Below are 26,064 nucleotides of genomic sequence, written 5' to 3'. Positions count from 1 at the left end.
GTCACTCTCAGCGCAGGCGCACCGGCAGCTCCTCGACCCCGGCGACGACGATCGACGGCAGCGGCCTCAGCTCCTCCGGCGGCACGGCCAGGTCGAGCTTGGGGAACCGCTCGAACAGGCGGGGAAGGACCTCCCCCGCCTCCATCCGGGCCAGACTCGCCCCCAGGCAGTAGTGGCGCCCGTGGGAGAAGGCCAGGTGCGAGGTGTCCTCACGGGTGACGTCGAACTCCTCCGCCGTGGGACCGTATCGCTCCCCGTCCCGGCCCGCACCGCCGTAGCCGATCAGCAGCGGCTCGCCCGCGGGGACGCTCACCCCGGCGAGTTCGAGGTCTCGGGTCGTGTAGCGCATCGGGATGTACTCGGCCGGACCGTCCCAGCGCAGGACCTCCTCGACCGCCGCGGACCACGGCACACGGCCGTCCATGAGCATGTCGAGCTGGTCGCGGTGGGTGACCAGGGCGCGGACGGCGTTGGCGATGAGGTTCATCGTGGTCTCGTAGCCCGCGCTGATGATCAGGAGCAGGCTCCAGATGAGCTCCGTCTCGCTGAGCCGGTCGTCCTCGTCGCGGGCCGCGATCAGGGCGGTGGTCAGATCGTCGCCCGGCTCCTCCCGTTTGGCCGCGACCAGCGCGGTGAGGACCTCGCCGATCTCGGTGAACGCCGCCATCGCCGCCTCGGGCGTGACGCTCTGGTCGAAGAACTGGCCGACCAGGCGGTTCAGTGTCGGCCGGATCGCCTCGTCGAGCCCGAACAGGTCGCTGATGACCGTCATCGGCAGGGGCTGGGCGAGCAGCGCCCGCAGGTCCACGACACCGTCCTCACTCGCACCGGCCGCCTCCTCCACACCGTCCAGGAGGCCGTCGATGACCGCGACGACGCCGCCGCGCAACAGCTCGATCCTTCGGGGGGTGAACGCCTTGGAGACGAGCTTGCGCAATCTGGTGTGCTCGTCGCCGTCGCTGGTCAGCATGTTCTCGGCGATGATCCACGAGATGAGCGGCCAGTCAGGCGGGATCTCACCCGCGTTGAAGGCGCGCCAGTGCCTCTTGTCCTTCTGGACGTGCGGGCTGGCGAGGGCCTCGGTGACCGCCGCGTGGCTGGTCACGATCCACGCAGCAACCTCACCAGGAAGTTCGACAGGGACGACAGGCCCGAGCGAGCGGAGGTGGGCGGCTTGGGACCGGAGGTTTCCCGGGGCGAGTCGGAGGGGCTCCATGAGGGTCCTTCCACATCGGTGGGGGGCAGGGGTGACTGCGGCGTGAACTGGACGGGGAGCTGGAGCGGGATGCAGGACAGGGCGGTGATCTGCCAGCGCAGGTCCTCGCGCGGTACCGCCACGCGCAGCCCGGGGAGCCGGGTGAGCAGGGTGCGCAGCGCGATGGTGGTGATGGTGGTGGCCTCGTCGCGTGCGGGGCACCGGTGCGGCCCCGCGCCCCAGGCGACGTGGGCCCGGTTGGGTGCCTCCTCCAACCGCTCGGCGTTCTCCCGACGGTAGAAGTGGTTGGCGGCGGCGAAACTCAGCGTGACCGGCTCACCGGCGCGGATCGTCCGGCCCCCGCCGAGGGGCACGTCCACGCGCGGGTAGATCACCGGGTAGTTGATGATCGGCGGCTCCAGCCACAGGACGCGGTCGACGATGTCGGCCAGGGCCGCGTCGGAGGGGACCCGGTCCGAGGCGGCCACCGGATCGGCCAGCGCGGAGCGGACGGCGGCGCCGATGAGGTTGGCGGTGGGCTCGTTGGCGGCGCCGACGATGAGGAGCATCTGCATGATGATCTCCTCGTCGGTGAGTCCGGCGCGGTGCTGGATGAGGCGCGTGGTCACGTCGTCCCCGGGCGCGCGGTGCTTGGCGCCGACCACCTCGGACAGGGCGCGCTCGGCCTCGGTGTTGGAGCGCTCGGCGTCCACGCCCATCCACATGTTGCGCATGGCGGTGGCGAAACGCAGGCCCTGGTCCTCGTCGAAGCCGAACAGGTCGTTGAAGACCAGCAGCGGGAGGGTGCGCGCGTACTCGTTGAGCAGTTCCGCCTCGCCCCGCGCGCAGAACTGGTCGATGAGGCCGTCGGCGTAGCGACGGGTGGTCGCGCGCAGGTCGGCGTCGCTGACGGCACCGAGACTGTCGGTGATCGCCCGGCGGTAGCGCTGGTGTTCGGCACCATCGACGAACAGGGCGTTCGTCCGGGGCGCCATCATCGGCAGGAGAGGGGAGTCGGGGTCGACCCTCCCCTCGCGGAAGTCCCGCCAGACCCGTGAGTCGTGGGTGAACGTGGTGGTGTCCCTGGACCAGGAGATGAGGGTCTCGTAGTCGGTGACCAGCCACCCGTGGACGCCCGGTTCGAGCTCGACCGGGACCACCGGACCGTGCTCCGCACGCAGCTCGGCGTACACGGCGTAGGGGTCGGGGTGCGGTTCGCTCCGCTGGAACGTGGCGTACGGGCATCCAGATGTCACGGGGGCCTCATGGGAGGGGGATAGGGGAGGGGCGGGCTGGCGTCGGTCCGGGAGGGGGCTCCGTCCTTCGGGTCACGAGCGGACAGCGGGGGTACCGCGCGGATCGGTACGGGGCCCGTGTGGGGCTCCGTGTGAACCCTGGGGTTCGTCCACCGGCACACCCTAGCGCTCGGTTTCGCGGAACGCGAGACCCAATTCACACCGAGTCATCCGCACTCCCCGGGGATCAGCGGTTTCTCCGGATATCCATGCTGGCCCCGAACACGCGGCCGCCCCGGGGCGCGGGTCCCGGAGCGGCCGTCGGTCGGGAGGGTGGGCGGTCGGTTCAGGCGGCGGTGGCGTGATCGCTGAGCGGCCGGAACCGGCGCAGTCGCTGGCTGTTGGTCACCACGAACACGCTCGACAGCGCCATCGCGGCCCCCGCCAGCATCGGGTTGAGCAGGCCGAGCGCGGCCAGGGGCAGCGCCGCCGAGTTGTAGGCGAAGGCCCAGAACAGGTTGCCCCGGATGGTGGCCAGGGTCCGCCGCGACAGCCGGACGGCGTCCGCCGCCGCGCGCAGGTCACCGCGCACCAGGGTCAGGTCGCTGGCCTCGATCGCGACGTCCGTACCCGTTCCCATGGACAGCCCCAGGTCGGCCTGGGCGAGCGCGGCGGCGTCGTTGACCCCGTCGCCGACCATCGCCACGGTGCGCCCCTCGTCCTGGAGCCGCCGGACGGCGTCGACCTTGTCCTCGGGCAGGACCTCCGCGATCACCTCGTCGACACCGACCTCGACGGCCACGGCGCGGGCCACGGCCTCGTTGTCGCCGGTGAGCAGGATCGGGGTGAGCCCCAGGTCGCGGAACTGACGGATCGCCTCGGCGCTGGTGGGCTTGACGGTGTCGGCCACGACCAGGACCCCCCGGGCTCTCCCGTCCCAACCGACGGCGACGGCGGTGCGCCCCTCCGACTCCGCGTCGGCGACCGCGGCGGCGAGCTCCTCGGGCAGGGTCTGCGACCACTCCTCCAGCAGGGCCACCCGACCGACCAGGACGGCGTGCCCGTCGACGACCCCCTGGACGCCGCGTCCCTCGATGTTGGCGAAGTCCTCCGGGGTCGGCGGCGCGCCGACCCGCACCGCGGCCTCCTTGGCGATGGCGCGGGCGATGGGGTGCTCGGAGGCGTTCTCCAGGGCCCCGGCCAGGCGCAGGAGCTCGTCCTCGTCCTCGCCGTCAGCGGCGGTGATCCCCGTGAGGGCCATCCGGCCGGTGGTGACGGTGCCGGTCTTGTCGAGGACGACGGTGTCAACGCGGCGGGTGCTCTCCAGGACCTCCGGGCCCTTGATGAGAATGCCGAGCTGAGCGCCCCGGCCGGTGCCGACCATCAAGGCCATGGGCGTGGCCAGGCCGAGCGCGCACGGGCAGGCGATGATCAGTACGGCGACGGCGGCGGTGAAGGCGGCCGACACCGACCCTCCGGTGCCGATCCAGAAACCGAGCGTGCCCACGGCGATCATGATCGCGATGGGGACGAAGACCCCGGAGACCCGGTCAGCGAGCCGCTGGACCTGCGCCTTGCCGTTCTGGGCGTCCTCCACCAGGCGCGCCATCTGGGCGAGCTGGGTGTCGGAGCCGACCCTCGAGGCGCGGACGACGAGGCGGCCGCCCGCGTTGACGGTGGCACCGACCACGGCCGTTCCGGGCGCGACCTCCACGGGGACGGACTCGCCGGTGAGCATGCTCATGTCGACGGCGGAGGTGCCCTCCTCCACGGTGCCGTCGGTGGCGATCTTCTCGCCGGGCCGGACCACGAAGCGGTCGCCGACGGCGAGCCGCTCGATGGGGACGAGCTCCTCGCGTGCGTCCGATCCCCCGCCCCGCAGGACGGTGACCTCCTTGGCGCCCAGTTCGAGCAGGGCGCGCAGGGCGGCCCCGGCCCGGCGCTTGGACCGGGCCTCGAAGAATTTGCCGAGGAGGATGAAGGAGGTGACCCCTGCCGCGACCTCCAGGTAGATGTTGGCGGAGCCGTCGGTGCGGGTGATGGTGAACTCGAAGGGGTGCACCATACCGGGGGTTCCGGCGGTGCCGAGGAAGAGGGCGTACAGGGACCACAGGAACGCGGCGGTCACCCCGAGGGAGACCAGCGTGTCCATGGTCGCCGTGCCGAGTTTGAGGTTCTTCCACGCCGAGACGTGGAAGGGCAGCGCGCCCCAGACGATGACGGGCGCCGCGAGGGCGAGGGACGCCCACTGCCAGTAGGTGAACTGGAGGGCCGGGATCATCGCCATGGCGATGACCGGAGCGGAGAGCAGGAGTGAGACCAGCGCCCGGTCGCGCAGGGCGCGGGCGGGGTCGTCCGGTTCGGAGGGAGTCTCCCCCGGCCCGGTGTCGGGCTGGGGGACGGTGGCGGTGTAGCCCGCCTTCTCGACCTGGGCGACGAGTTCGTCGACGGCGACGGGTTCACCCTCGAACGACACGCGCGCCTTCTCGGTCGCGAAGTTGACGCTGGCGGTGACGCCCTCCATGCGGTTGAGCCGCTTCTCGACGCGGTTGGCGCACGCGGCGCAGGTCATCCCGCCGATGGCGAGTTCGACCGGAGCCGTCTCGGGGCGTCGCGCCCGGGTGTCGCTGGTACTCAATTCCACACTCCAACCGCTGCTGGTGTCAGTGCTTGCTTTGGGCCTCCGCCTCGCCTCGGCCCGGGTTCAGGCGCCCAAAGAGACAGGGATTCTTCCTCCTCGGCCTCGCCTGCCGCTCGTTCCTCGCTCGCGGCTCGACTCGTCGTGCAGAACCCTGTCGGCGCCCGAACAGTGCTTGCTTTGGGCCTCCGCCTCGCCTCGGCCCGGGTTCAGGCGCCCAAAGAGACAGGGATTCTTCCTCCTCGGCCTCGCCTGCCGCTCGTTCCTCGCTCGCGGCTCGACTCGTCGTGCAGAACCCTGTCGGCGCCCGAACAGTGCTTGCTTTGGGCCTCCGCCTCGCCTCGGCCCGGGTTCAGGCGCCCCTCGGGCGACCGTTCCACGAACAGGCCCTAGTGGTCCTCGTGGACCGCTCCGCCGTGCGGGTCCTCCGCCGTGCTCCCGGTCTGGCCGATGACACTGTCGGGGAGGAAGGGGCCGGCCAGGGAGCCGACCCCGAACATCGCGGCGAACACGGCCACGAGCCCGAGAGCGAAGAGTCCGAGCCTCGTGGTCACGTTCATGTCAGTTCCGCACCTCGTAACCGGCCTCGTCGATGGCGGCGCGGACCGCGGCGTCCTCGACCGGGCCCTCACTGGTGACGGTCACCTTCCGGGTCTCCAGGTCGACCTTGACGTCGGAGACGTTCGCGACCCCGGTGACCTCCTTGGTGATGGCGTTGACGCAGTGGCCGCAGCTCATGCCGTCGACCTCGTAAACAGCGGTGGTCATGGTGGCCATGTCGCCTCCTGAGTACGTGTGTACCTCAGCGACCCGATGCCGGGCCGCTCCATCTGGAAGCAACTATACCCCCTAGGGGTATTGACCCGTCAAGCACCCCGACACGCCTGACGACTCCATGTCCGAGATTACCCCAGGGGGGTACAAACGCACGGCGAAGCAGCGCGCGCTCCGGCAGAAAACGTACGCCTGGAACCCCACCCGGCGCGCACACGACCACCCAGGTCAGCCCAGGCCGACCGCGCCACGACGACCGCCCGCCGCACCGGGACCGCAGCCCGACGCCACGACCGCGCCCACCGGAGGCCGTCACTCACCACGCGCGCCACGACCGCGCCACGGGAACGTCGCCCAGCACACGATGACCGCACCACACACGTTGTCCACAGGCGCACCAGCCGCCCTGGCGCGACCACCCCGCCGCACGGTCTACTCGATATACGGGGGCGCCACAGCTCCGACCGCCTCGTGCTGCCCGCACACCGCTCCCCGCGCCGCCCTCCCCGGCGGTTGCGACCGATCTGCCGCCAGCACGCCATCAGCCGTCATCGAACGGCCGATCGCCGTCGGGGTCTTCGAGGAGCCGACCGACCGCGGCGGCCTTCGGCCCTACGCGCCCCAGATACCCTCCCCCGGTTTCCGGGCGCCTTCCTCAGCGGTGTTTCGGACAGCTCGGTCTCCCCGATTCGGCGCCGTCCGCGCCGCCCCGCCTCAGTCCGCCTTCAGCGCCAACCGGGCCACCACCCGCTCGCTGGCGTGGTGCGGGGCGAGCGAGAACCCCGCCCGCTGGAACATCTCCACGGTCCCCGTGTACACCTCCGCGCTGGGCGCCCGGCCACCCACCGTGTCCACGGGGTAGGCCTCCAGCACCCGGGCGCCGCTCGCCCTGGCGTACTCGATGGCGCCGTCGAGCAGGCGGCTGCCGAGACCCCGGCGCCGCCGCCTCGGCGGCAGCCAGAAGCAGACCAGCGCCCACACACCTGGTTCGCCCGGATCCGCCGGACGCAGGGACCGCGACCGCGACAACCGGATGTAGTCCTCCCGGGGCGCCACCGACACCCACCCGCACGGCCCGTCGCCGTCGTAGGCGATCAGACCTGGGACACGGCCCTCCAGGGTCAGCCGCCGCAGCTCCTCCTTGTTGTCCACCCCCCGCTGGGAGCGCTCACACGAGGTGCTCGCCGTGTGGTCCTTCGCGCGTCTGCGGAAGAACGTGCACCAACAGTGCCCGTAGGCTCCGGTCGGTCCGAACAGGTTCTCCAGGTCCGTCCACCTCTCGGCGGTGGCGGGCTCGATTGAGACGATGGACATCCGACTCCCTCGGCGAGACACACGGGCGCCACAACTGTGATGCAGAACACTAGCGCCTCGTCTTCGTGACCGAAAGAACACGGATGCCCGTAAACAAGGGGCTTTCCGGACTTCGTTGGAATTCTCCTGGTTTGCCGTACCCGCGCACCCAACGCACGCGAGGGGGCGGCGACCCGGCCGTCGACCCGGTCACCGCCCCCGCCCCACGGGGCCGCCGCCCCCGCCCGGACTCGGTCCGAACGGTTCAGGCCGGACTCTGCTTCCGGACACCGGAGACGACTTCCTCCTCCGACTCCCAGCACTCGACCCCGCGCAGCTCCGGCATCCGGTCCCGGGTGAACACGGGGTCCCGTCCCTCCCGACGCTGCTGGTTGTAGTCCTTGAGCAGGCGGAACGCGATCAGCGCCAGCGGCGTGACGGCCAGCAGGTTGATCAACGCCATGGAACCCATGGTCGTGTCGGCCAGCGTCCAGACCAGGTCGATCGAGCCCAGCGAACCCAGGAAGGTCGCCAGCAGGAACACGACCTTGTACCCGACCAGCACGCCCCGGTTGTCGGTCAGGTACTCGATGTTGGACTCACCGTAGTAGTAGTTGCCGAGCACCGACGTGAACGCGACCAGCAGGATGATCACGGTCATCAGGTGCAGCGCCCACGGGCCCAGCGACGTCATGACCGCGTGCTGCGCCAGGTCGCCCTCGATCTCCCCACCGACCTGGTCGCCCGCGGCGAGCAGGATGATGAAGGCGGTGACCGTGCACAGCACCAGGGTGTCGAAGTAGACGCCGAGCGTCTGCACGAGCCCTTGCTTGACCGGGTGCGTCACGGAGGCGCTGGCCGCCGCGACCGGCGCCGACCCCAGACCGGCCTCGTTGGAGAACATGCCCCGGCGCACACCCTGGATGATCACGGTGCCGAGCGTGGCCGCCCCGAACTCCCGCAGACCGAAGGCGTGCTCGAAGATCGTCGTGAAGACGGCGGGGATCGCCTGGTAGTTCATGGCCATGATGACCAGGCCGATGACGACGTACAACGCCGCGAACGACGGGATCAGCGCCTGGGCGGTGTGCGCGATCCGACGGACGCCGCCGAAGATCACCAGGCCGGTGGCCACGACGAGCACGACGCCGACCGCGGCCGACAGCCACATGCCGGAGCCGGTGCCCAGGACGTCGGAGGAGTTGTTCACCGCGCCGGCGATGGTGTTGCTCTGCACCGCGTTGAACACCATCGGGAAGGTCAGGATGAGGATGACCGCGAACAGGACCCCCATCCACCGCTGGCCGAGCCCGCGCTCCATGTAGTACGCGGGGCCGCCCCGGTACCCGGACCGGTCGCGGACCTTGTAGAGCTGCGCGAGCGTGGCCTCCACGAAGCTGGCGCCGCCGACCACCGTCGCCATCAGCCACATCCAGAACACCGCGCCGGGGCCGCCGAGCGCGATGGCGACGGACACGCCGACGATGTTCCCGGTGCCGACACGCGCCGCCGCCGAGATCATGAACGCCTGCAGTGAGGACACGGCCTTCTTGCCGTCGGGCGCCGTCTCGGGCTTGCTCCTCAGCACCCGGAACATCTCGGGCAGCATCCGGAGCTGGACCACGCCGGACCCGAAGGTGAAGTACAGGCTGACGACGACCAGGAGCGGGATCACGCCCCAGGCCCAGAGGATGTCGTTGTTGAAGTCCCCGATGGCGCCGGTGACGCGTTCGTTGAGGGTGGGGGATGCGTCTGCGACTAACACGACGGGTGAGCTCCTTCGCTCCGGGGATAACGGGCAACCGGAGCCGTATACCCCCGAAGTAGGACCCTTCACCCATGGGCTCGCATCTTCGCTGGAAGGTGATTCTTCCGTTACGCGAAAGTTCGACCGCCCCGTGATTGGGGAGAACACCCGGTGGAGACGCCGGAGAACCCCGCCTCGAACGGGGTGGACGCCTCGGGCCGCAGCACCGGGGAGGGTCGCCCGCTCAGGCCCGCTGGACCAGGTCCCCGTAGGTCGGGTGCCGCTTCAGGAACGCCTGGACGAACGGGCAGATCGGCACGACCTTCAGATCGCGGGCGCGGATGTCGTCGAGGGACTCGCGCACGAGCGTGCTGGCCACGCCCTGGCCCTCGAAGGAGGAGTCCACCTCCACGTGGGGCAGGGCGAGCACCCCCTCCTCGATGAGGTGGTAGGCGGAGAAACCCACCACCCGTCCGTCGGTGCTCACCTCGTATCTCGACCGCTCAGGCGCGTCGATGACGGTCAGGTCCATGCCACTCCCCCGCTCCGGGTGCCCTCCGCGGGCGCTGTGCGCGCGTTCCGCTTCCGGGGCCACATTCCCCCAGAAACTCCGCACACACCAAAGAACGGGTCAAAACGTCGAGGTGTTCCCGTTCCGGAGTACCCGGCACCCTCCGGCAGCGGCGGCGACGCCCCTCAGTGACGCGCCCGGTACGGATCGGTGATCCCGCCGGGGCACGCCAGCGCGTCGATGTCCCACCCGGCCAGCTCCGCCCCCGCCCGGTAGGCGCTCTCCAGGAACTCCAGGACGGTGGCCTGCGGGTCCGGCGCCTTGCGCGCGTCGGCGTACCGCAGCAGTGCCAGGTGTCCGTGGCCGCTGTCCACCCACTCCGCCGTCGTGGGCGCGAGCTGCCGTTCGGTGAGCCCTCGGGGCTCGGGAGCGGTGTAGGAGTAGAAGCACGGTTCGGGGATGTTGTCGTCACCGAACCAGAACCCGAAGCTCACGACCTCCCGCGAGTAGGCCTCGCGGATCAGTTCACCCGCCTCCCTCGGCTGCGGCACCGGATGCGGGGAGAAGCGCGTGACCGCGAGGTCGAACGTGTGCCAGAAGTGGTGCACGGGGCTGGTCTTGCCGGAGAACCCGGACGAGAACTCCTCCAGGACGAGGTTGACCTGGCTGAGGATCTGCCAGTACCGCGTGGCGTGCTCGGGCACGTAGACGGCGTGCTCGTGGTCCTCCACGAACGGCCGCCCGGCGTCGGGCAGGTCGAAGGGGTGCGCCTCCGGGATGCTCCCGTCCACGCCCAGACTGTCCAGCGCGGACTGGAATCGCAGGTAGAACGAGGCGACGCTGTTGCCCTGGAGCGGGAAGGACACCCGCGCACCGTCGATGTTCGACGCGACCAGCTGGTGACGGACGAAGTCGAAGTCGACGGTGAAGACGGGGTTCCCGTCCACCATCCCCATCGGACGCGACGTGATCCCGGTACCGGTCAGGTGGAAGGGCACATGCCACCAGTGGTTGCGGCGAGGGCTGTGGCGCAGGCGCGTCTTGCCGACGATCTGCTCGAAGCGGTGCAGTGTCTGCTTCGTGTCGTACCACGTGTCGAGTGGGAAGGGCGGGAACAGCTCCATGGTGCGAGGTCTCCTGGATGATGCCTTCTGGACTGGGCGACGGTGCGGGCTCGCGCGCTCACCTCGGCCTGTGCGGGTATCCGTGCCGACCGAAGGTGGGGCGGTCCGGTACGACCGCCGGGTAGTCGTCCATCCGGACGAGGGCGGTTCCGTCCTCGGCCGGCACCTCCCGGGAGCACGGTCCGACACGGTTCACCCCGTGGGCCGGACGCACCGGACGTCCCCAGAAGACTCCGCCCTCGCCTCGTGCCGTCATGAGGACACCCCCCGTTCGCCACTGCCTGGCTCGACGGGACCCACCCTGGCACCCGCCACGTTCCGTAACTGAATATGCCTGATCCGGCACGGATGTCACGTTTCCCACTCCGGCGTGGGTGACAATCGGTTTCAGACGGAGGGGGCCGGGGCCACGTCGCGGGCGCGGACGAGGACCGCCGAGCGGTTGCCGACCCGCACGCGTTCGAGGGCCCGCACGCCCTCGGGCAGGGCGATCCGCCGCGTGCGCGCCGTGACGACCATGACCGCCCGCTCTGGCAGGGCACGGCCGAGCGAGGCCAGCAGAGCGCCCACGGGGTCCCGCCCCGGCACGGCGCCGGACCACCTGGTCATCTCCCCGTAGGGCACGTCCGTCACCACGAGGTCGACGTCCACCGGCTCGTCCAGGGTGAACACGTCGGCCACCGCCGAGTCGTGCGGCAGGTCGCCACCCATCGCGGCCAGTCCCGCGGCGAGGTTGGCCGCCGCCTCGGCGCGCTCCACGAACGCCACCCGGCCGAAGTCCCGCGCCGACCTGCGCAGCTCCGCCTCACGCGCCGAGAGGCCGGAGGCCGTCAACAGCTCCAGGTTGCGTGCCGCCAGTTCGACCGCGTCGGCGTCGACGTCCGACGCGCGCACGTGGGAGATCCGGTCGCGGTGGAGCAGTCCCAGCACCGTGACCAGGTACCCGCCGCCGCAGCAGGGGTCCCACAGACGCACCGGGGTGTCGTGCACGTGGGCCAGCGCGCGTTGGAAGAGCTCACTCGCCAGGCGTACGGGGAAACCCGGGTATCCGGGCGCCGAACGCAGTACCTGGCCGCTCGCCAACGCCGAATGGTCCGCCCGCTCGGTGGCGTACCGGTAGCCCAACGTGCCGTCATCCTTCCGTGCCCGGTGTCGTCGCCTCCGAGGGGGACCTTCCCCCTCTCGCGGGTTCCACCCCACAACGACAGGAGCCCGGCACCTCGCGGTGCCGGGCTCCGGCTGCGGTCCTGACGGGATTTGAACCCGCGGCCTCCACCTTGACAGGGTGGCGAGCACTCCTAACTGCTCCACAGGACCTCGTTGCAGGAACAACTCTAGCGCGACTTTGGAGTACTTCGTACCGCCGCCCGCCTAAAGTGACTCACAACGCCCGACGAGACCGAGAGGAGACGGTGTGAGCGACCCGTCGGCGCCCCTGCCGTCCGGACCCGAATCCACCCGGGTCGACCGCTGGCTGTGGGCCGTCCGTCTCACCAAGACCAGGTCGGACGCCGCCCAGGCCTGCCGTGGCGGCCACGTCCGCGTCAACGGCCGACCCGCCAAGGCGGCCACCGCGGTGAAGGCGGGGGACGAGGTCCGCGTCCGCCTGCACGGCACGACGCGGCTGGTCGACGTGAGCCACGTCATCGTCAAGAGGGTCGGGGCGCCCATCGCGACGCGGTGCTACGTCGACAGGACACCCGCCCCTCCGCCCCAGGCGACCGGACCCGTGATCCGGCGGGACCGGGGCGCGGGCCGCCCGACCAAGCGCGACCGGCGCCAGCTCGACAAGCTGCGCGCCGACCAGTGGCCGCCCGGGTGACCGCCGGCCCTGGATCAGCGGGTGAGCGGGTGCTCCCGCAGGAAGTCGAGGACCTCCCGGGTGGCCCTGGGCTCCGCCTCGTGCGGGTACCCGTGGCGGACCCCGGGCAGGATCGACAGGCGCGCGCCGGGGATGCGGTCGGCCAGCAGCTTCGCGTTGGCGACGGGGGTGAGTTCGTCGTCCTCTCCGTGTAGGACCAGGGTCGGCGCGGTGATGTCGGGGAGCAGGTCCCACCCGTCGTGGTGGAGGCTGGCCTCGTAGTGCCGCCGCTGGGCGCGCAGGGGGTTGTGCGGCACGATCGTGGCGACGGTGTCCGGATGCGTGTCGGCCCAGGCAGGTGTGTAGAACAGGTGCGCGATGAGCCCGCGCCCCTCCTCGGTGTTGGCCCTGCGCAGCGCCATCGACGCCTCGACGGGGCGCTCGACCTCGTGCTCCCCGCCCGGCGCGGTCGAGCCCAGGACGAGGGCTCCGACCCGTCCGGGGGCGGTGACCGCGAGTGCCTGGGCGACCTTGCCGCCCATGGAGAAGCCGTAGACGTGGGCTCGTTCGAGACCGAGGTCGTCCAGGACGGCGAGGGCGTCGCGGGCCAGGAGGTCCATCGTGTAGGGCGCGTCGACCGGGGCGTCGCTGTCACCGGTGCCGCGCAGGTCCATCCGGACGACCCGATGGTTCCGGGACAGTTCCTCGGCGACCCCGTTCCACATCGTGTGGTCGAGGGACTGTCCGTGGACGAGTAGCAGGGGCTCACCCTCGCCGAGGGTGTCGTACCAGATCCGGGTGCCGTCTGCGGCGATCGCGTGGCTCACGTGCGCGGACACTACCCGAACGGCCCCGGAGGCGCCGCGGTCCGGGTCACACCGGGTCCGGCCGTGAGCCGAGGCGGAGCGGCACGGCGTTCGCGCGGGGGACGGCTACTCCAGTTCGGCATGGGCGACGGCCGCCCCGCGCGCGGCCCCGGCCACCACGGCGCCCGAGACCGCGGCGACCCACACCCCGCCGACCAGGGAGACGTCCTCGATGCTGAGGTAGATCGCCCCCACAGCGAGCAGCGCGGGGACGGACCAGCCGGCGATCTGCGCGGCGACGAGGACTCCCCTCCCCTGAGCGGAGAGGGACGCGACGGCGAACACGAGCGTCACCAGGACCGCGATCAGCGCGACGACGACCAGCCACCGGCGTTCGCCGATCGAGTCCCAGAGGAACTCCCAACCGGTGAAGGAGGCCTCCACCCAGGGAAGGGAGAGGGACAGAAAGAGCGCCACGGCACCGCCCGCCAGCCCACCCGTGGTCAGCCGGGACCGCCGCGCCGCCTCGGAGTCCATGCTCACCCGCGTCTCCAGCCGGTTGAGGCGCTTGCGCAGCTTGGCGATCTCGATCTGCGACTGTTCCGGACTCTGCGACATCCTGGGGCACTCCGTGCGTTCGGGACGGGGACGTCAGGACAGACTCCGCGACGTCCGGTTCGGTTCCCCTCCGGGACGTACTCCCTCCCCTTCCACGGCCTCCCCGGCGGTGTCAGGTCGGCAGGTGCTCGGGGTTGCGCACCAGCGGCGACAGGCTCGGGGTACCGGCGACCGGGTCCGGGTACACCTTCGCCGACAGCCCGAAGACGTCGCGGACCAGGTCCTCGGTGACCACGTCCCTCGGACGCCCGGACGCGTAGACCCGCCCCTCCCGCATCGCCACCAGGTGGTCGGAGTAGCGCGCGGCCAGGTTGAGGTCGTGCAGGACCATGACGACCGTGGTGCCCTGGGTACGGTTCAGCTCCAGCAGGAGGTCCAGGACCTCGACCTGGTGGGCGATGTCGAGGAAGGTCGTCGGTTCGTCCAGCAGCAGCAGGTCGGTGCGCTGGGCGAGGGTCATCGCGATCCACACCCGCTGCCTCTGTCCGCCGGACAGCTCGTCCACCGACCGCTCCGCGAGGTCCAGCGTGTCCGTCGCCGTCAACGCGTCCTGGACCGCCCGGTCGTCCTCCGCCGTCCAGCGGCGGAACCAGCCCTGGTGCGGGTAGCGCCCCCGTCCCACGAGGTCGGCGACCGTGATCCCCTCGGGCGCGACCGGGTTCTGCGGCAGCAGTCCAACGATCCGGGCGACGTCCCGGGTGGCGAGGCCGTGGATGTCCGAGCCGTTGAGCAGCACCTTCCCCGAACGCGGGGTCAGCAGCCGGGCCATGCCGCGCAGCAGTGTGGACTTGCCGCAGCCGTTCGCGCCGACGATCGAGGTGACCACGCCCTGCGGCACGCTGACCGTGAGGTCGTGGACGACGGGTTCCTCCCCGTAGCCCAGCGTCAGCCCCTCGGTCTCCAGTGAGGTGAAGGCCTCGACGGAGTCCGCCGCCTTCGCTCTGTCGGTCAGAGTCATGTCAACCACCCGCCCCGGACCGGTTGGTCCGCATGAGGAGCCAGAGAAGGTACGGAGCGCCCACGACACCGGTCACCACGCCCACGGGGAGGGTGGTCTCGGGGATCGTGAACTGCGCGATGAGGTCGGACGCGAGCATGATCACGGCGCCGACCAGCGCCGCGGGGACCAGGGCCAGCCGTCCCGCCCCCACGGTACGTCGAGCGATCGGCGCGCTGACCAGGGCGACGAAGGCGACCGGACCGGTCACCGCCACCGCCGCGGAGGCCAGCGCCACCGAGGCCAGCAGCAGCCAGAGCCGTGAGCGCTCCACGGAGACGCCCAGGGCCGCCGCCGGGTCGTCGCCGAGCTCCAGCGAACGCAGCCGCGGACTCAACACGGCCAACAGCACCACCAGGCCCCCGGCGCAGATCAGCAGCGGGTTCAGGGTGGGCCAGTCGGCGCGGGCCAGGCTACCCGTGATCCAGGTCAGCGCCACCGTCGCGTCGCGGACGTCCGTCTGGGTGAGCACCCAGGAGACGACGCTGGTGGCCAGGGCCGCCACGCCGATGCCCGCGAGTAGGAGCCGGTACCCGACCACACCGCGCCGCCAAGCGAGCAGGTAGATCGCCACCGCCGCGCCGACGCCGCCCAGGGAGACCAACCCGGTCAGGGCCAGCCCGCTGATCCCCAGGTAGACCACGCCGATGACCCCGGCCGCGCTGGCGCCGTGGGTGATGCCGATGATGTCCGGGCTGGCCAGCGGGTTGCGGACGATGCTCTGAAGCAGGGCGCCCGACAGCCCCAGGCACGCCCCGGCGGCCACCGCCGTGAGCAGTCGGGGCAGGCGCAGCTCCACGACGACGAAGCGGGTGACCTGATCGGCGCGTCCGGTGAGGAGGTCGGCGAGTTCGGGCAGGGACACCGACGCCCGGCCCATGCTCACCCCGAGCACCATGAGGCCCAGGAGTACGACCAGGAGTACGAGCGTGACGCCGAGCTCGCGCCGGTTCCCGCGCAAGCGGACGGCACGGACGGGGACGCTCGCTCGGGAGGGGCTCGACCGGGCGGGTACCGACCGCCCGGTGGACGGACCGCGCACGGTCCCGGAGTCGCGAGTCACAGCCGCACCGCCCTTCCCCGCCGCACCAGGGCGATGAACAGCGGCGCGCCGATCGCCGCGGTGACGATCCCCACCTGGAGTTCGCCGGGGCGCGCGACCACACGCGCGACGACGTCGCAGACCAGGAGGAGGGTCGGCGCGGCGAGCGCGCTGAACGGCAGGATCAGGCGGTAGTCGAGGCCGACCACGAAGCGTGCCGCGTGCGGTACGAGCAGTCCTACGAAGCCGATCGGCCCGACGGCCGCCGTGGCGGCGCCGCACAGCGCGATGATCGCGACGGCGGCCAGGCCCCGGGTCCGGGCGAGGTTCTGTCCCAGACCGCGCGCCACGTCCTCCCCGAGAGCGAGACCGTTGAGGGCCCGGCCCAGGCCCAGGGCGACGGCCGCCCCCGCCATGACGAACGGCGCGGTGCGCAGGAACACGGACAGGTCGCGCGAGGCCAGTGCGCCCACCTGCCAGAACCGCATCTGGTCCAGGGTGGACTGGTCGACGAGGAGGACGGCCGTGACGATCGAGGTCAACGCCGCCGTGACGGCCGCCCCCGCCAGGGCGAGCTTGACCGGGGTGGCCCCCTCGCGGCCCAGGCTCGACACCCCGTACACGACCGTCGCCGCCAGGGCGGCGCCCGCGAAGGCGAACCAGACGTACCCGCCCGGCGAGGTCACGCCGAGGAGGCTGATCGCCGCCACCACGCACAGCGAGGCCCCCGCGTTGATCCCGAGCAGTCCGGGGTCGGCGAGGGGGTTACGGGTCAGTCCCTGCATGACGGCACCCGCCATGCCCAGGGCGGCGCCCGCCGCGAGTCCGACGAGGGTGCGCGGCACCCGGCGGTCGACGACGATCAGGTGTTCCGGGTCGGACAGGTCGGTGTCGAGCAGGGCGTCGGCGACGACGTGGAGCGGCAGGGGGTTGGCCCCCACCGCGAGGCTGCACGCCGCGGCGACCGCGAGCCCCGCGCCCAGCAGGACGAAGCCCAGCGGGGCGCGGAACCGCCCGCGTGGTCGAACGGCGGGGGCGGCTCCCGCGCCGCCCCCGGTCGTGGTGGTCATGCCGGTGTCCGCGCTACTCGACGTTCTCGGCCGCGGCGGCGAGCTCCGGCACGTACCGGTCGAGCATCCACGGGATGGACAGGACGGTCGGGGCGCTGCTGGCCATCACGAAGTCCTCGCCGACGATGGGGGCGAAGCGGCCCTCCTGGACGGCCGGCATCGCGGCGACGAGCGGGTCGGAGGTGAACTCCTCCAGTGCGGCCTCGTCCGCGAAGTACATGACCAGGACGTCGGTCTCGATCTCCTGGAGGTTCTCGTAGGAGACCTGGAAGAAGAACGAGTCGTCGGGGTCCGCGTCCAGCTCGGTCACACTGGCGCCGGGCTCCATGCCGAGGTCCGTGAGCATCTCGACGCGGGGGTCGTACTCCCGGTAGACGTTGAGCACGTCCGCCTCGTTCGCGGCGGCGTAGAAGAAGGTGGTGCCCTCCAGGACGGGGTGCTCGGCGGCGAGCGCGCCGACCTGCTCCTGAGTCTGCGCCAGCAGGTCGTCGGCCTCCTCCTCCATACCGAGCGCCCGACCCACGATGTCGACCTGCTCCTGCCACGTGGTGGCCCAGGGCTGGTCGGGGTAGGCGACGGTGGGGGCGATCTCGGAGAGGCGGTCGAAGTCCTCCTGGGTGATCCCGGAGTTGGGGGCGAGGATCACGTCGGGGCGGGCCTCGACGATCTCCTCCAGGGGCGGGGCGTCGGCGTGCGCTCCGGTGAGGATGGTGGGGGCCTCGCCGCCGAGCTCGGCGATCCGCTCGGCGTCCCAGGGGAAGATCCCGTTCTCGTCGCCCCCGTAGTCGTTGCGGGGCATGGCGACCGGCATGACGTCGAGGGCGAGGACGACGTCCTGGGCGGACCAGCCCCAGGTGACGACGCGTTCGGGCTGCTCGGGGATGACCGTCTCGCCGAGGGCGCTGTCGATGGTGACGGGGAAGGCTCCGTCACCGCCGCCGTCACCGCCCGTGGCGGCGTCCTCGGTGTCGCCGCCGGAGCAGGCGGTCAGGAACGCGGTGAGGGCGAGCCCCGCGGCGGCGTACCGTGCGGGTCTGGGCAGGCGTACTGCGGGCATGCGAAAGGGCTCCTCAACATGGGCGTGGCCGAACCTCCGCCGGCCGTCGACGGCATGGCGAGAGCTGGTTAGGCAAGGCTAACAAAACCCTTGGCCCACCTTGACTGCGCCCCCGGGTCCGCGAGCATGTCCCCGCAGGTGGGGGCGGGGTCACCGTTGGTAGCGGGAGAGGAGCCCGGCGGCGGCCGGCTGGGGGCGCCGCCCCCGTCAGGCGGAGCCGTCGGACCCGGGGACGACGCGCTCGACCGCCGCGTCCACCAGCGCGCGGGCACGTTCCTCGGAGATGACGTCGGGCAGGGTCAGCCGCTCCAGGATGAGCCAGTTCAGCGCCAGGTAGAGGAGGGTGACGGACGTCTCGCCTCCGGGGAAGCCGGCGCGGGTGTGGAAGTCGATGTTGGCGTCGAGGTCCGCGCGGACCCGCTCGGTGAGCAGACGGCGCAGCTCCGGGCGGCGCGCGGCCTCCAGCCGCAGTTCGATCTGGGCGAGGAAGCCGGAGCGGAAGTCGCTGACGCGCCCCACGACGTCGTGCATGAGCTGGGCGACCCGGGCGCGGTCGCGCGGCCCCTCCTGGGCGAGGGCGACGAGGTCCGCCCCGGGCTCCAGCCGCTCGTAGAAGCGGTGGCCGACCTGGGTGAACAGGTCGTCACGGTTGTCGAAGTAGTTGGAGGCGGTGCCGACCGGGACGCCCGCCTCCTGATCCACGGCGCGGAAGGTCAGGCCACGTGCGCCCTCGCGGGCGAGCACCTCGATGGCGGCGTCGAGCAGGGCGGCCCGGCGTTCGGGGTTCTTGCGCATGGGTGTCCTTCTCCGTCCGGATTGACATCACTTCAAGCGTAGTACTACATTCAAGCCACTCCACATGAAGTACTACGTACAGAGTGAAAAGAGGTCGTGTATGCGCAAGCTCGTCTACTACGTCGGAATGTCCGTGGACGGCTACATCGCGGGCCCCGCAGACCGGGTCGACGACTTTCCGGTGACCCAGGACGTGGTCGACCTCATCGTCGAGGAGTACCCGGACACCCTGCCGACCCACGTCCGCGCGCAGCTGGGCGTGGACGTCCCGAACCCGAACTTCGCCGTCGTCGTCCAAGGCCGGGCGACCTACGAGGCCGCCCTGAAGGTCGGGATCACCAGCCCGTACACCCACCTGCGGCAGTACGTGGTGTCGGAGAGCCTCGGGCGGAGCGAGGACCCCGCGGTGGAGGTCATCGCCGCGGACGTGGTGGAACGGATCCGGGAGCTGAAGGCCGAGGAGTCCGGAGCGGGAGGTGACATCTACCTGGCGGGAGGGGGGCGCCTGGCGGGCACCCTGCTCCCGGAGATCGACTCGCTCGTCGTCAAGCTCTACCCGGTCGTGTTGGGCACCGGCGTCCCGCTGTTCCGAGCCGGCTTCTCGCCGACCCACTTCACGCTCAGGGGCACCCGCCCCCTGGAGAACGGCGTGGTCGCCTTGACCTATGACAGGCGGTGAGCGGTGGCCGCGGTGCGCGTACGGCCACAGGATCCCGGGCGGTGGCCGTACGCGCCGACACGACGGTCACGGGACCGGTGTCAGCCGTTGACGACACCCGCGAGCGCGGACGCGTACTGCTCCTTCGTCGGGACGGTGTACAGACGGCCCAGCGACCCCCGGTAGACCACCGCGACCGGGCAGGAGTCGTCCTCGCCGACCAGTTCGACGGGGTCGCCGACCTTCTCACCGGTCCGCGCCTCGTACACCTGGACCTCCACGGTCGCCCTGTGCAGCGGGACGGACTCCGAATCGAAGTCGCAGCCGCCGACCCGCTCACCCACGTCGATGTCCTCGGTGCACGCGACGAGCTGGATCTGCCCGGGGTCGTCCGAGCGGAACGGCTCCCCGGCCTCGTCCTCGTAGAAGTGCAGGTCGGTCCGGCCGGCGTCGGAGTGGCGCTCCCCGCCGAACACGACGATGGGGTGCGGCCCCGGGCCGGGGGTGTACTCGGCGGCCCCGGGGATCTCGCGGCCCCCGCACAGGGTCCCGTAGTCGTCCATCTCCCGGGCGAACTCGTGGATGGGCTTGTTCCACCACCGGACGACACAGCCGACCGGGAGGACGACGAGCACCAGTAACAGCGCCAGGCACCCGAACGTCCGCCTGACCGGACCCCATGCGCCGTTCCGCTCGTTCATCGGCTTCCTCTTCTCAGGTCTGGACCGCCGTGCGGCGGATCTCCGCGGTGACGACACCGGGCGCGCTGATCGGCACGTCGTGTCCGGAGCGCTCGGCGATGACGTGGCGACCGCCGGGGGAGGCGGCCGCCCAACGGATCGGGACCCCGCGCGGGCCCGCGCCCCCTCACCACCGGTCCCCCGCCGCGGACAGCTCCGCCACGATCTCGCCTACGGGGCGGCCCGGCGGCGCCACCGACACCAGTCCCCGGATCTGGGCGATCAGGAGCAGGCGGGAGAACTCCTTGGGCGTCACCGCGGGGAGTCCGGAGTGCGCCTGGCCGAGACGGGCGTGGTCGGCGATCATCGTGGTGACCGCGTCCCGTTCGCGCTCGTACCCGGCCGGGTCCGCGTCCGCCGACTGGCGCTCCTCGGCCACCGCCGACCAGGTCACCAGGGAGGCGACCGCGCCGGACAGGACAACCGCCGCGTCCGCTGAGTACCCGCGCCGCTCCAGGGCCGCGACCTCGTCGAGGAGCAGCCGGACGCCCGCCTCACCGCGCGGGAACAGCACCTGGACGTATGAGGCCAACCCGGGGTGGGACAGCAGGAACGACCTCAGCTGCCCGCCGAAGGACACCAGGTGCCGCTCAATGTCCTCCTCCGGGTCGTCTCTGAGCGTGAGCTCGGCCAGGAAGCTCTCTCCGACCAGCCGTTCCAGCTCCCAACGGCCCTCGATGTGCCGGTACAGCGCCGTCGCCGACACCCCGATCCGGGCCGCGACCGCGTTCACGCCCAGGTTCCGCATCCCGAGCTCACGGCCCGCCCGGACGATCCGCTCGGTCGACACGACGGCCGCCCGACCGCCGCGCCGACGCCCGCCCGAATCCATGGAGGCATCCCTTCCCCAGCAAAGTTAGTGGCATTAACTTAGAGTTCGCGGCACCCAGGCGTCAAGAGCGCCAAGAAGTGGCCCGACCGCGCCCAACAGCCCACGTGACCACGAAGGGCGATGACTCAACTCCAAAGAGTCATTCCCCAACCAGTGGAACCACCGATGCGCGGAAGGGACCATCCGCACCAGGATGATGCGCACCACCGCGAACGGCGCCCGAACCGTGACAGGGACGCCCCGGTGAAGTCGTGCCGTCCAGAAACCGGGCACGGCGTCGTCCCCAGGCGCGAAACCCCCAAGGGAACCAGGAGTCACATCCGTGTCCAGAACACCGCGCGCCCGGCGGTCCCGCCTCACCACGGCGACCGCCGCCGCGTGCACGGCGGCCGCACTGACCGCCGCCACCGCACTGTGGAACCACGAGGGATCCGTCGCCGAGGCCGGACCGGTCTCGGCCACCGGTGCCCTCGGCACCTGGGGAGAGATCGACCAGCCGGAGGAGGGCACCGCCGTCGAGGAGGACTTCTTCCAGCCTCCCGACCCGCTACCCGCGGGCGAACCCGGCGACGTCATCCGCGCCGAGCCCGCCGACGCGTTCACCGACGCGCTACGTATCGGCCGCTTCCCGGCCGACGTGTGGCGGGTGATGTACTTGTCCACCGACGGGCTCGGCGAGCCGATGGCGGTCACCGCCACCGTCATGGTGCCGACCGCGCCGTGGAAGGGCGAGGGCGAACGGCCCCTGCTCGCCTACGCCATCGGCACCCACGGCATCGGCGACCAGTGCGCCCCGGCGAACGGGCTGGAACAGGGCCTGGAGTACGAGGCCTCCCTCATGGAGCGGTTCGTCGACGACGGATACGCGTTGGTCGTCACCGACTACGAGGGCTTCGGCACCCCGGGCGACCACACCTTCATGGTCGGCCGCTCCCAGGGCCCGGCCGTGCTCGACTCGCTGCGCGCCGCCACCCGGCTCGACGAAGCCGGAATCCCCGCCGACTCCCCGATGGGCGTCAACGGCTTCTCCCAAGGCGGCGGGTCCGCCGTGTGGGCGGCCCAGCTCCACCCTGAGTACGCGCCGGAGCTACCGCTGGTCGGCGTCGCCGCCGGCGCCGTGCCCTCCGACCTGAACCAGGTCGCCGGGTTCCTGGACGGCGGCTCCTACTTCTCGCTCGTGGGCCTCGCGGCGATCGGCTTCAGCTCCGCCTACCCCGAGCTGCCGCTGGAGGAGAGGATGACCGAGGAGGGGGTGGAGCTGATGGACACCCTGCGCGGCTCCTGCACCGTGGACGCCATCCCCCACGGGATGTTCAGGAGCATGGACGGCATCACCACCTCCGAACTGCTGAACAGTCCCGAGTGGCAGGCGCGCCTGGCCGAGAACCTGCCCGGGGAGACGGCCCCGACCGTACCGCTGTTCATGTACCACTCGGCCCTGGACGACGCGATCCCGATCGGCCAGGCCGAGGAACTGCGCGACACCTACTGCGCCGCCGGCGCGAACGTGCGGTGGCGCAGGACCTACTCCGGCTCGCACGTCATGAGCCTGTTCCTCGACTACGACGGGGCCCACGACTGGATGGCCGACCGGTTCACCGGTGAGCCGGCGAACAGCACCTGCTGACGCGGGGACCGAGGGGCGCCGGGAACCATGTGCACCCGGCGCCCCGCCGCTTCCCAGCGGTGGTTCCCGGGAAGCCGGGGGACGCGCTCGGCTGACCCGGTTGCTGTCACGTCGCCGTCAAAAAACGCCCGGGACCTGTGGTCTCCGGGCGTCGTCCCTGTTCGGGATGGGTGGCTAGGGGCGGGGTCGAACCGCCGACCTTCCGCTTTTCAGGCGATCACACCAACTGCTGCCACCCAACACCTGACCTGCACGAACGACGGAACCGGCTTGGCCGTGACGGAACTTGGCCGCGCATTGGCCGGAGCGCGAGAAGGACGCCAATGCCAACCACGCCGTGCTCCTCTCACCCTGCGAGAGCGCCGTCACCCAGCTCAAGAGCTGGAACGTCCTGTTCCGATCGCGGTACTGCACGGGCCGCCCCGGGGAGATCGCCCTATCCGTGCTCCTGCTTCGGTTTCACGAAGCGGGATGAAGAAGCGTTCAACCGTGGACGCGCTTCTTAAAACACTTCTGCCACGCACGCACCTCTGAGATCAACTGTATAATCTAATCCCAGAAACATGAAAGAATCCTGCCCACTTAACATATACATCCCATCGCGCCGCAAGATAGAATTCAGAAAAAATGGAATCACAAGGAGGAAAATGGCGTCCTGCAGAGCATGCGGCGAACGGATAAAAAGTAGACCCGGGGAAGATCCCGGTAAATTGTGCGATCTCTGCATCGCGAAGATGGTGAGCTACGGGAATGGTGAGTACGACGATCTCGACGATCCCGCCGTCAAACTTTACCGACGTGGGGCCGAGGAGTTGTACTCCAAAGAATCTCCTTCGGGCGTAAAGACGGCTTGCAATAGTTGTGGCAAGCGAATACGAATTAGGCTTGATGGCGACTCTTTGAAATTGTGCGATCTTTGCATTTCAAAGATGGAGAGGTACGCACTCGGAGAATACGACGATCTTGACGATCCCGCCGTCAAACTTTACCAACGTTCAGCCAGCGAGCTGCACTCGGAAATGCACCCCGGGAAATCCTCCCCCCAGGGAGGATGCTCAATAATTCTACTCATAACCATAACTTTGGCCACCGCGCTCATAGCCACAGGACTTTCCACGGGAAGTATTATAGGTTAAGGCGATTTGGCTCAGGATTCACACACGTCCCGATGAGAGACTGGGTACTCATAGGCGCTCTGCGCGGGCATCATCTGACTCTTCCCAGGTGCGGTTCATCGCGCCCTTGAGGGCTTCCACGTGGTCGACGACGGGCTCCACTCCGAAGGAACGCAGGAGCAACATCGCGGCGTGCTCCGGCTTCGGGTCGTCCTGAGCGACCGGCTGAAGGCCCTCACTCTCCAGGAGTTCCCGCACCTGCCGCACGAGCTTGTTGCGGTCGTAGCTCTGATACATGCTCACGCCTCCCAGCGCTTGCCGGTGATCCGCTCGTAGACCTCGATGTACCGGGCTCGGGTCGCTTCCACGATCTCATCCGGGATCTCGGGGCCGGGCGGGGTACGGTCCCAGTCGGTGACCGTGCTCGACCAGTCCCGCACGAACTGCTTGTCGAACGCGTGCTGGGGCCTGCCCGGCTGCCAGTCGTCCGCAGGCCAGAACCGCGACGAGTCCGAGGTCAGCACCTCATCCGCGAGCACGAGCGTACCGTCCGCCGCACGGCCGAATTCCAGCTTGGTGTCAGCGATGATGATGCCGCGCTCAGCGGCGATCTCAGCGCCGCGCTTGTACACGTCCAGGGTCACCGTGCGCAGACGGTCAGCGGTCTCCTGACCGATCTCCTCGACGACGTCCGCGAAGGTGATGAACTCGTCGTGGCCCTCGGTCGCCTTGGTCGTGGGGGTGAAGATCGGCTCGGGGAGCTTGGACGCTTCCACCAGGCCCTCGGGGAGCTTGATCCCCGAGACCGTGCCCTGCTTCTCGTACTCCTTGAGTCCGAGGCCCGCGAGGTAGCCGCGAGCGATCCACTCCACGGGGAGCATGGTGAGCTTCTGGCAGCGCACCGCGCGCCCGGCCCACTCCTCCGGAACGTCCGTCGCGGAGATGATGTGGTTGGGCACCACGTCGGCCAGCTGCTCGAACCACCACAGCGAGAGCTGGGTGAGGATCTTGCCCTTGTCGGGGATGGGGGTGGGCAGCACGACGTCGTAGACGCTCACGCGGTCCGAGGCCACCAGGATGAGGTCGTCACCATCGGCGTAGACGTCGCGCACCTTGCCCGAGTGCAGCAGTTCCATGTCGCTCCTACCTGGAGATCTCGTAGTTGTACGTGGCCCAGCGACGGGCCACGGAGACGGACTGGCCGAACTCGATCACGTCGCCCTCGGCGTTCAGCACCCAGTTCTGCTTGCGCAGGACCGGGGAACCGAGCGGGATGCCCAGCGCCGCGGAGTCCTCCTCCGAGGCGATGTCCGCGCGAAGCTGGTCCTTACCCGCCGCAGCCGTGAGCCCCGATTGCTCCTCGATGTACTTCGGGGTTCCCTGCGGCAACCGCTTCGCTTCCAGAAGGAGGGGGGCGCTGTCGGCCAACTCACCCTTGAACCAGGATGTGCTGGCCGAGGAGGGCACGTCATCCCGAAGGGTGACCCGCTGGCGCCGGATGACGTGCGTACCGGTGGGCAGGCCGAGGGCGTCCGCGACTTCCTCGGGTGCCGGCACCAGTTCGGCCGAGCGGATCTCGGCACGCTCGTTCGCCGCGTAGATCCGGCCCTCCAGACTGCGGAGCACACGGTCCTTGGCGCTGGCCGCCGCCTGGTCGCGGGTGACGATGCTGCCCCTACCGGGTTCGCTGCGCACCAGGCCCTCGGCCTTGAGCACCCCGACGACCTTGGTCGCGGTCGCCAGCGAGATCTTCCACTTCGCGCTGAGAGCGCGCACGGAATCGATCTTCTGCCCGTCCTGGAGGGCACCGGACTCGATCTCAGCCTTGATGTGCTTGACGACCTGCATGTAAGGCGGGTCGGTTCGTTGGACCTGAGGGGACACGTGTGGCTCCTTCGTGGTGAACATGATCAGTGTACTAGTACGCATAGATGTTCAGCCATGTGAGCTGGGACTCTACGAGCCACAACGCTTCCGGGCCAAGGAATATGCCCACTGTACTAGTACACCTGACGATCGCGTGCTATAACAGTTTCACGGCCACAGGCCGCAGCCCGGAAGAGGACTCCGGTGACCAGGGCAGAGCCCTGTCCATCGCGTGGAATCCCGGAGCGCACGAGCTTTCACAAGCCCTTGAGGCACACAGCGCGCAAGCCCTGACCCCACCCCGAGCAGACAAGGGGCGGCGAGGGGAAGACGTGGCCACGGCACCCCGACAAGGGTGCGCCGACCGGCGGAGACCGGCGGCACGGAATGGCCGCGCCGCACCCCAGGGGTGCCTGTCCGGCCCCGCTTCTCGGCACAACACGGGACGCGGGACCGGGCCGGGACCACCCGGGTCCATCAGGGCCGTCACCGGCCCGAACAACCGACCAAGCAGAGACGAGTC

Annotated in this window: 25 protein-coding genes and 2 tRNA genes; 3 read left to right on the top strand and 24 right to left on the bottom strand. The window is 70.4% G+C overall.

Annotation, left to right across the window (positions count from 1 at the left end; genetic code table 11):
• Window positions 1-7: 7 nt before the first annotated feature.
• The 11 genes from KIK06_RS25265 to KIK06_RS25215 form a co-directional block, all read right to left on the bottom strand.
• Window positions 8-1,105 (bottom strand): cytochrome P450 family protein, encoded by a 1,098-nt coding sequence (locus KIK06_RS25265; protein WP_017601699.1) that lies wholly within the window; start codon window positions 1,103-1,105, stop codon window positions 8-10.
• Window positions 1,102-2,388, bottom strand: a complete 1,287-nt coding sequence (locus tag KIK06_RS25260) for a cytochrome P450 (protein WP_017601698.1) — start codon at window positions 2,386-2,388, stop codon at window positions 1,102-1,104. The genes KIK06_RS25265 and KIK06_RS25260 overlap by 4 nt, the downstream gene beginning before the upstream one ends.
• A 388-nt stretch (window positions 2,389-2,776) precedes the next feature.
• A complete protein-coding gene (locus KIK06_RS25255; protein ID WP_268645393.1) occupies window positions 2,777-5,068 on the bottom strand; it encodes a heavy metal translocating P-type ATPase in 2,292 nt (763 codons plus the stop codon).
• Between the two features lie 389 nt (window positions 5,069-5,457).
• On the bottom strand, window positions 5,458-5,628 hold the full coding sequence (locus tag KIK06_RS25250; protein WP_268645392.1) for a hypothetical protein: 171 nt from the start codon (window positions 5,626-5,628) through the stop codon (window positions 5,458-5,460).
• A 1-nt stretch (window position 5,629) separates the two neighbouring features.
• On the bottom strand, window positions 5,630-5,845 hold the full coding sequence (locus KIK06_RS25245) for a heavy-metal-associated domain-containing protein (protein ID WP_268645391.1): 216 nt from the start codon (window positions 5,843-5,845) through the stop codon (window positions 5,630-5,632).
• A 711-nt stretch (window positions 5,846-6,556) separates the two neighbouring features.
• Entirely contained in the window at window positions 6,557-7,156 is a 600-nt protein-coding gene (locus KIK06_RS25240; protein ID WP_017601694.1) for a GNAT family N-acetyltransferase, read from the bottom strand.
• 244 nt (window positions 7,157-7,400) lie between these two features.
• Window positions 7,401-8,900, bottom strand: a complete 1,500-nt coding sequence (locus tag KIK06_RS25235; protein ID WP_017601693.1) for an alanine/glycine:cation symporter family protein — start codon at window positions 8,898-8,900, stop codon at window positions 7,401-7,403.
• A gap of 226 nt (window positions 8,901-9,126) precedes the next feature.
• Window positions 9,127-9,414, bottom strand: coding sequence for a GNAT family N-acetyltransferase (locus KIK06_RS25230; protein WP_017601692.1), 288 nt, complete (start codon window positions 9,412-9,414; stop codon window positions 9,127-9,129).
• A 164-nt stretch (window positions 9,415-9,578) separates the two neighbouring features.
• Complete coding sequence (locus tag KIK06_RS25225; protein ID WP_268645390.1) at window positions 9,579-10,517, bottom strand: DUF5996 family protein; 939 nt, start codon at window positions 10,515-10,517, stop codon at window positions 9,579-9,581.
• A 387-nt stretch (window positions 10,518-10,904) separates the two neighbouring features.
• A complete protein-coding gene (locus KIK06_RS25220; protein ID WP_268645389.1) occupies window positions 10,905-11,642 on the bottom strand; it encodes an rRNA methyltransferase in 738 nt (245 codons plus the stop codon).
• Window positions 11,643-11,759: 117 nt separating this feature from the next.
• A tRNA-Asp gene (locus KIK06_RS25215) sits at window positions 11,760-11,834 on the bottom strand.
• Between the two features lie 97 nt (window positions 11,835-11,931).
• Between KIK06_RS25215 and KIK06_RS25210 the strand changes: the two genes are divergently transcribed.
• A complete protein-coding gene (locus KIK06_RS25210; RefSeq protein WP_268645388.1) occupies window positions 11,932-12,339 on the top strand; it encodes an RNA-binding S4 domain-containing protein in 408 nt (135 codons plus the stop codon).
• Window positions 12,340-12,353: 14 nt separating this feature from the next.
• Here the strand turns inward: KIK06_RS25210 and KIK06_RS25205 are convergent, their stop codons facing one another.
• From KIK06_RS25205 to KIK06_RS25175, 7 genes are all read right to left on the bottom strand, one after another.
• Window positions 12,354-13,145, bottom strand: coding sequence for an alpha/beta fold hydrolase (locus KIK06_RS25205; protein ID WP_268645387.1), 792 nt, complete (start codon window positions 13,143-13,145; stop codon window positions 12,354-12,356).
• Between the two features lie 105 nt (window positions 13,146-13,250).
• The gene (locus KIK06_RS25200) at window positions 13,251-13,742 is read right to left on the bottom strand and encodes a hypothetical protein (RefSeq protein ID WP_268645386.1); all 492 of its coding nucleotides are present in this window, start codon (window positions 13,740-13,742) and stop codon (window positions 13,251-13,253) included.
• A gap of 112 nt (window positions 13,743-13,854) precedes the next feature.
• A complete protein-coding gene (locus tag KIK06_RS25195) occupies window positions 13,855-14,700 on the bottom strand; it encodes an ABC transporter ATP-binding protein (RefSeq protein WP_268645385.1) in 846 nt (281 codons plus the stop codon).
• 1 nt (window position 14,701) lies between these two features.
• Window positions 14,702-15,700: a FecCD family ABC transporter permease gene (locus tag KIK06_RS25190; protein WP_268645384.1), complete on the bottom strand. Its 999-nt coding sequence runs from the start codon at window positions 15,698-15,700 to the stop codon at window positions 14,702-14,704.
• Between the two features lie 98 nt (window positions 15,701-15,798).
• Window positions 15,799-16,851, bottom strand: a complete 1,053-nt coding sequence (locus KIK06_RS25185) for a FecCD family ABC transporter permease (protein WP_268645383.1) — start codon at window positions 16,849-16,851, stop codon at window positions 15,799-15,801.
• A 13-nt stretch (window positions 16,852-16,864) separates the two neighbouring features.
• Window positions 16,865-17,908, bottom strand: coding sequence for an iron-siderophore ABC transporter substrate-binding protein (locus KIK06_RS25180; protein WP_268645382.1), 1,044 nt, complete (start codon window positions 17,906-17,908; stop codon window positions 16,865-16,867).
• Window positions 17,909-18,115: 207 nt separating this feature from the next.
• On the bottom strand, window positions 18,116-18,703 hold the full coding sequence (locus KIK06_RS25175; protein WP_268645381.1) for a TetR/AcrR family transcriptional regulator: 588 nt from the start codon (window positions 18,701-18,703) through the stop codon (window positions 18,116-18,118).
• Between the two features lie 100 nt (window positions 18,704-18,803).
• Between KIK06_RS25175 and KIK06_RS25170 the strand changes: the two genes are divergently transcribed.
• On the top strand, window positions 18,804-19,382 hold the full coding sequence (locus KIK06_RS25170) for a dihydrofolate reductase family protein (protein WP_017601679.1): 579 nt from the start codon (window positions 18,804-18,806) through the stop codon (window positions 19,380-19,382).
• Window positions 19,383-19,462: 80 nt separating this feature from the next.
• On the opposite strand, the gene KIK06_RS25165 is transcribed toward KIK06_RS25170, so the two are convergent.
• Together KIK06_RS25165 and KIK06_RS25160 are read right to left on the bottom strand one after the other, a co-directional pair.
• Complete coding sequence (locus KIK06_RS25165) at window positions 19,463-20,062, bottom strand: hypothetical protein (RefSeq protein ID WP_268645380.1); 600 nt, start codon at window positions 20,060-20,062, stop codon at window positions 19,463-19,465.
• Between the two features lie 166 nt (window positions 20,063-20,228).
• Window positions 20,229-20,933, bottom strand: a complete 705-nt coding sequence (locus KIK06_RS25160; protein ID WP_026128144.1) for a TetR/AcrR family transcriptional regulator — start codon at window positions 20,931-20,933, stop codon at window positions 20,229-20,231.
• A 322-nt stretch (window positions 20,934-21,255) separates the two neighbouring features.
• Here KIK06_RS25160 and KIK06_RS25155 point away from each other — a divergent pair, with 322 nt between their 5' ends.
• On the top strand, window positions 21,256-22,560 hold the full coding sequence (locus tag KIK06_RS25155) for a lipase family protein (protein ID WP_017601676.1): 1,305 nt from the start codon (window positions 21,256-21,258) through the stop codon (window positions 22,558-22,560).
• A gap of 171 nt (window positions 22,561-22,731) precedes the next feature.
• Here KIK06_RS25155 and KIK06_RS25150 read toward each other — a convergent pair.
• The 4 genes from KIK06_RS25150 to KIK06_RS25135 all read right to left on the bottom strand — a co-directional run bounded on the left by KIK06_RS25150 (window position 22,732) and on the right by KIK06_RS25135 (window position 25,559).
• Window positions 22,732-22,794, bottom strand: a tRNA-Ser gene (locus tag KIK06_RS25150).
• Between the two features lie 950 nt (window positions 22,795-23,744).
• Entirely contained in the window at window positions 23,745-23,972 is a 228-nt protein-coding gene (locus tag KIK06_RS25145) for a hypothetical protein (RefSeq protein WP_268645379.1), read from the bottom strand.
• 2 nt (window positions 23,973-23,974) lie between these two features.
• A complete protein-coding gene (locus tag KIK06_RS25140) occupies window positions 23,975-24,811 on the bottom strand; it encodes a phosphoribosylaminoimidazolesuccinocarboxamide synthase (RefSeq protein WP_268645378.1) in 837 nt (278 codons plus the stop codon).
• A 7-nt stretch (window positions 24,812-24,818) separates the two neighbouring features.
• Entirely contained in the window at window positions 24,819-25,559 is a 741-nt protein-coding gene (locus KIK06_RS25135) for a GntR family transcriptional regulator (protein WP_268645377.1), read from the bottom strand.
• Window positions 25,560-26,064 lie beyond the last annotated feature (505 nt).

The sequence above is a fragment of the Nocardiopsis sp. EMB25 genome, from assembly GCF_026797795.1.
Lineage (GTDB): Bacteria > Actinomycetota > Actinomycetes > Streptosporangiales > Streptosporangiaceae > Nocardiopsis > Nocardiopsis lucentensis.
Note: the sequence above shows the minus strand (reverse complement) of the source record. Positions and strands in the feature narration are given on the sequence as shown.

Coding starts and splice junctions, on each gene's coding strand:
- KIK06_RS25200 (WP_268645386.1), bottom strand. CDS start 13,742: ATGTCGCAGAGTCCGGAACAGTCGCAGATCGAGATCGCCAAGCTGCGC.
- KIK06_RS25180 (WP_268645382.1), bottom strand. CDS start 17,908: ATGCCCGCAGTACGCCTGCCCAGACCCGCACGGTACGCCGCCGCGGGG.
- KIK06_RS25195 (WP_268645385.1), bottom strand. CDS start 14,700: ATGACTCTGACCGACAGAGCGAAGGCGGCGGACTCCGTCGAGGCCTTC.
- KIK06_RS25165 (WP_268645380.1), bottom strand. CDS start 20,062: ATGAACGAGCGGAACGGCGCATGGGGTCCGGTCAGGCGGACGTTCGGG.
- KIK06_RS25245 (WP_268645391.1), bottom strand. CDS start 5,845: ATGGCCACCATGACCACCGCTGTTTACGAGGTCGACGGCATGAGCTGC.
- KIK06_RS25185 (WP_268645383.1), bottom strand. CDS start 16,851: ATGACCACCACGACCGGGGGCGGCGCGGGAGCCGCCCCCGCCGTTCGA.
- KIK06_RS25250 (WP_268645392.1), bottom strand. CDS start 5,628: ATGAACGTGACCACGAGGCTCGGACTCTTCGCTCTCGGGCTCGTGGCC.
- KIK06_RS25225 (WP_268645390.1), bottom strand. CDS start 10,517: ATGGAGCTGTTCCCGCCCTTCCCACTCGACACGTGGTACGACACGAAG.
- KIK06_RS25230 (WP_017601692.1), bottom strand. CDS start 9,414: ATGGACCTGACCGTCATCGACGCGCCTGAGCGGTCGAGATACGAGGTG.
- KIK06_RS25170 (WP_017601679.1), top strand. CDS start 18,804: ATGCGCAAGCTCGTCTACTACGTCGGAATGTCCGTGGACGGCTACATC.
- KIK06_RS25240 (WP_017601694.1), bottom strand. CDS start 7,156: ATGTCCATCGTCTCAATCGAGCCCGCCACCGCCGAGAGGTGGACGGAC.
- KIK06_RS25160 (WP_026128144.1), bottom strand. CDS start 20,933: ATGGATTCGGGCGGGCGTCGGCGCGGCGGTCGGGCGGCCGTCGTGTCG.
- KIK06_RS25140 (WP_268645378.1), bottom strand. CDS start 24,811: ATGGAACTGCTGCACTCGGGCAAGGTGCGCGACGTCTACGCCGATGGT.
- KIK06_RS25175 (WP_268645381.1), bottom strand. CDS start 18,703: ATGCGCAAGAACCCCGAACGCCGGGCCGCCCTGCTCGACGCCGCCATC.
- KIK06_RS25145 (WP_268645379.1), bottom strand. CDS start 23,972: ATGTATCAGAGCTACGACCGCAACAAGCTCGTGCGGCAGGTGCGGGAA.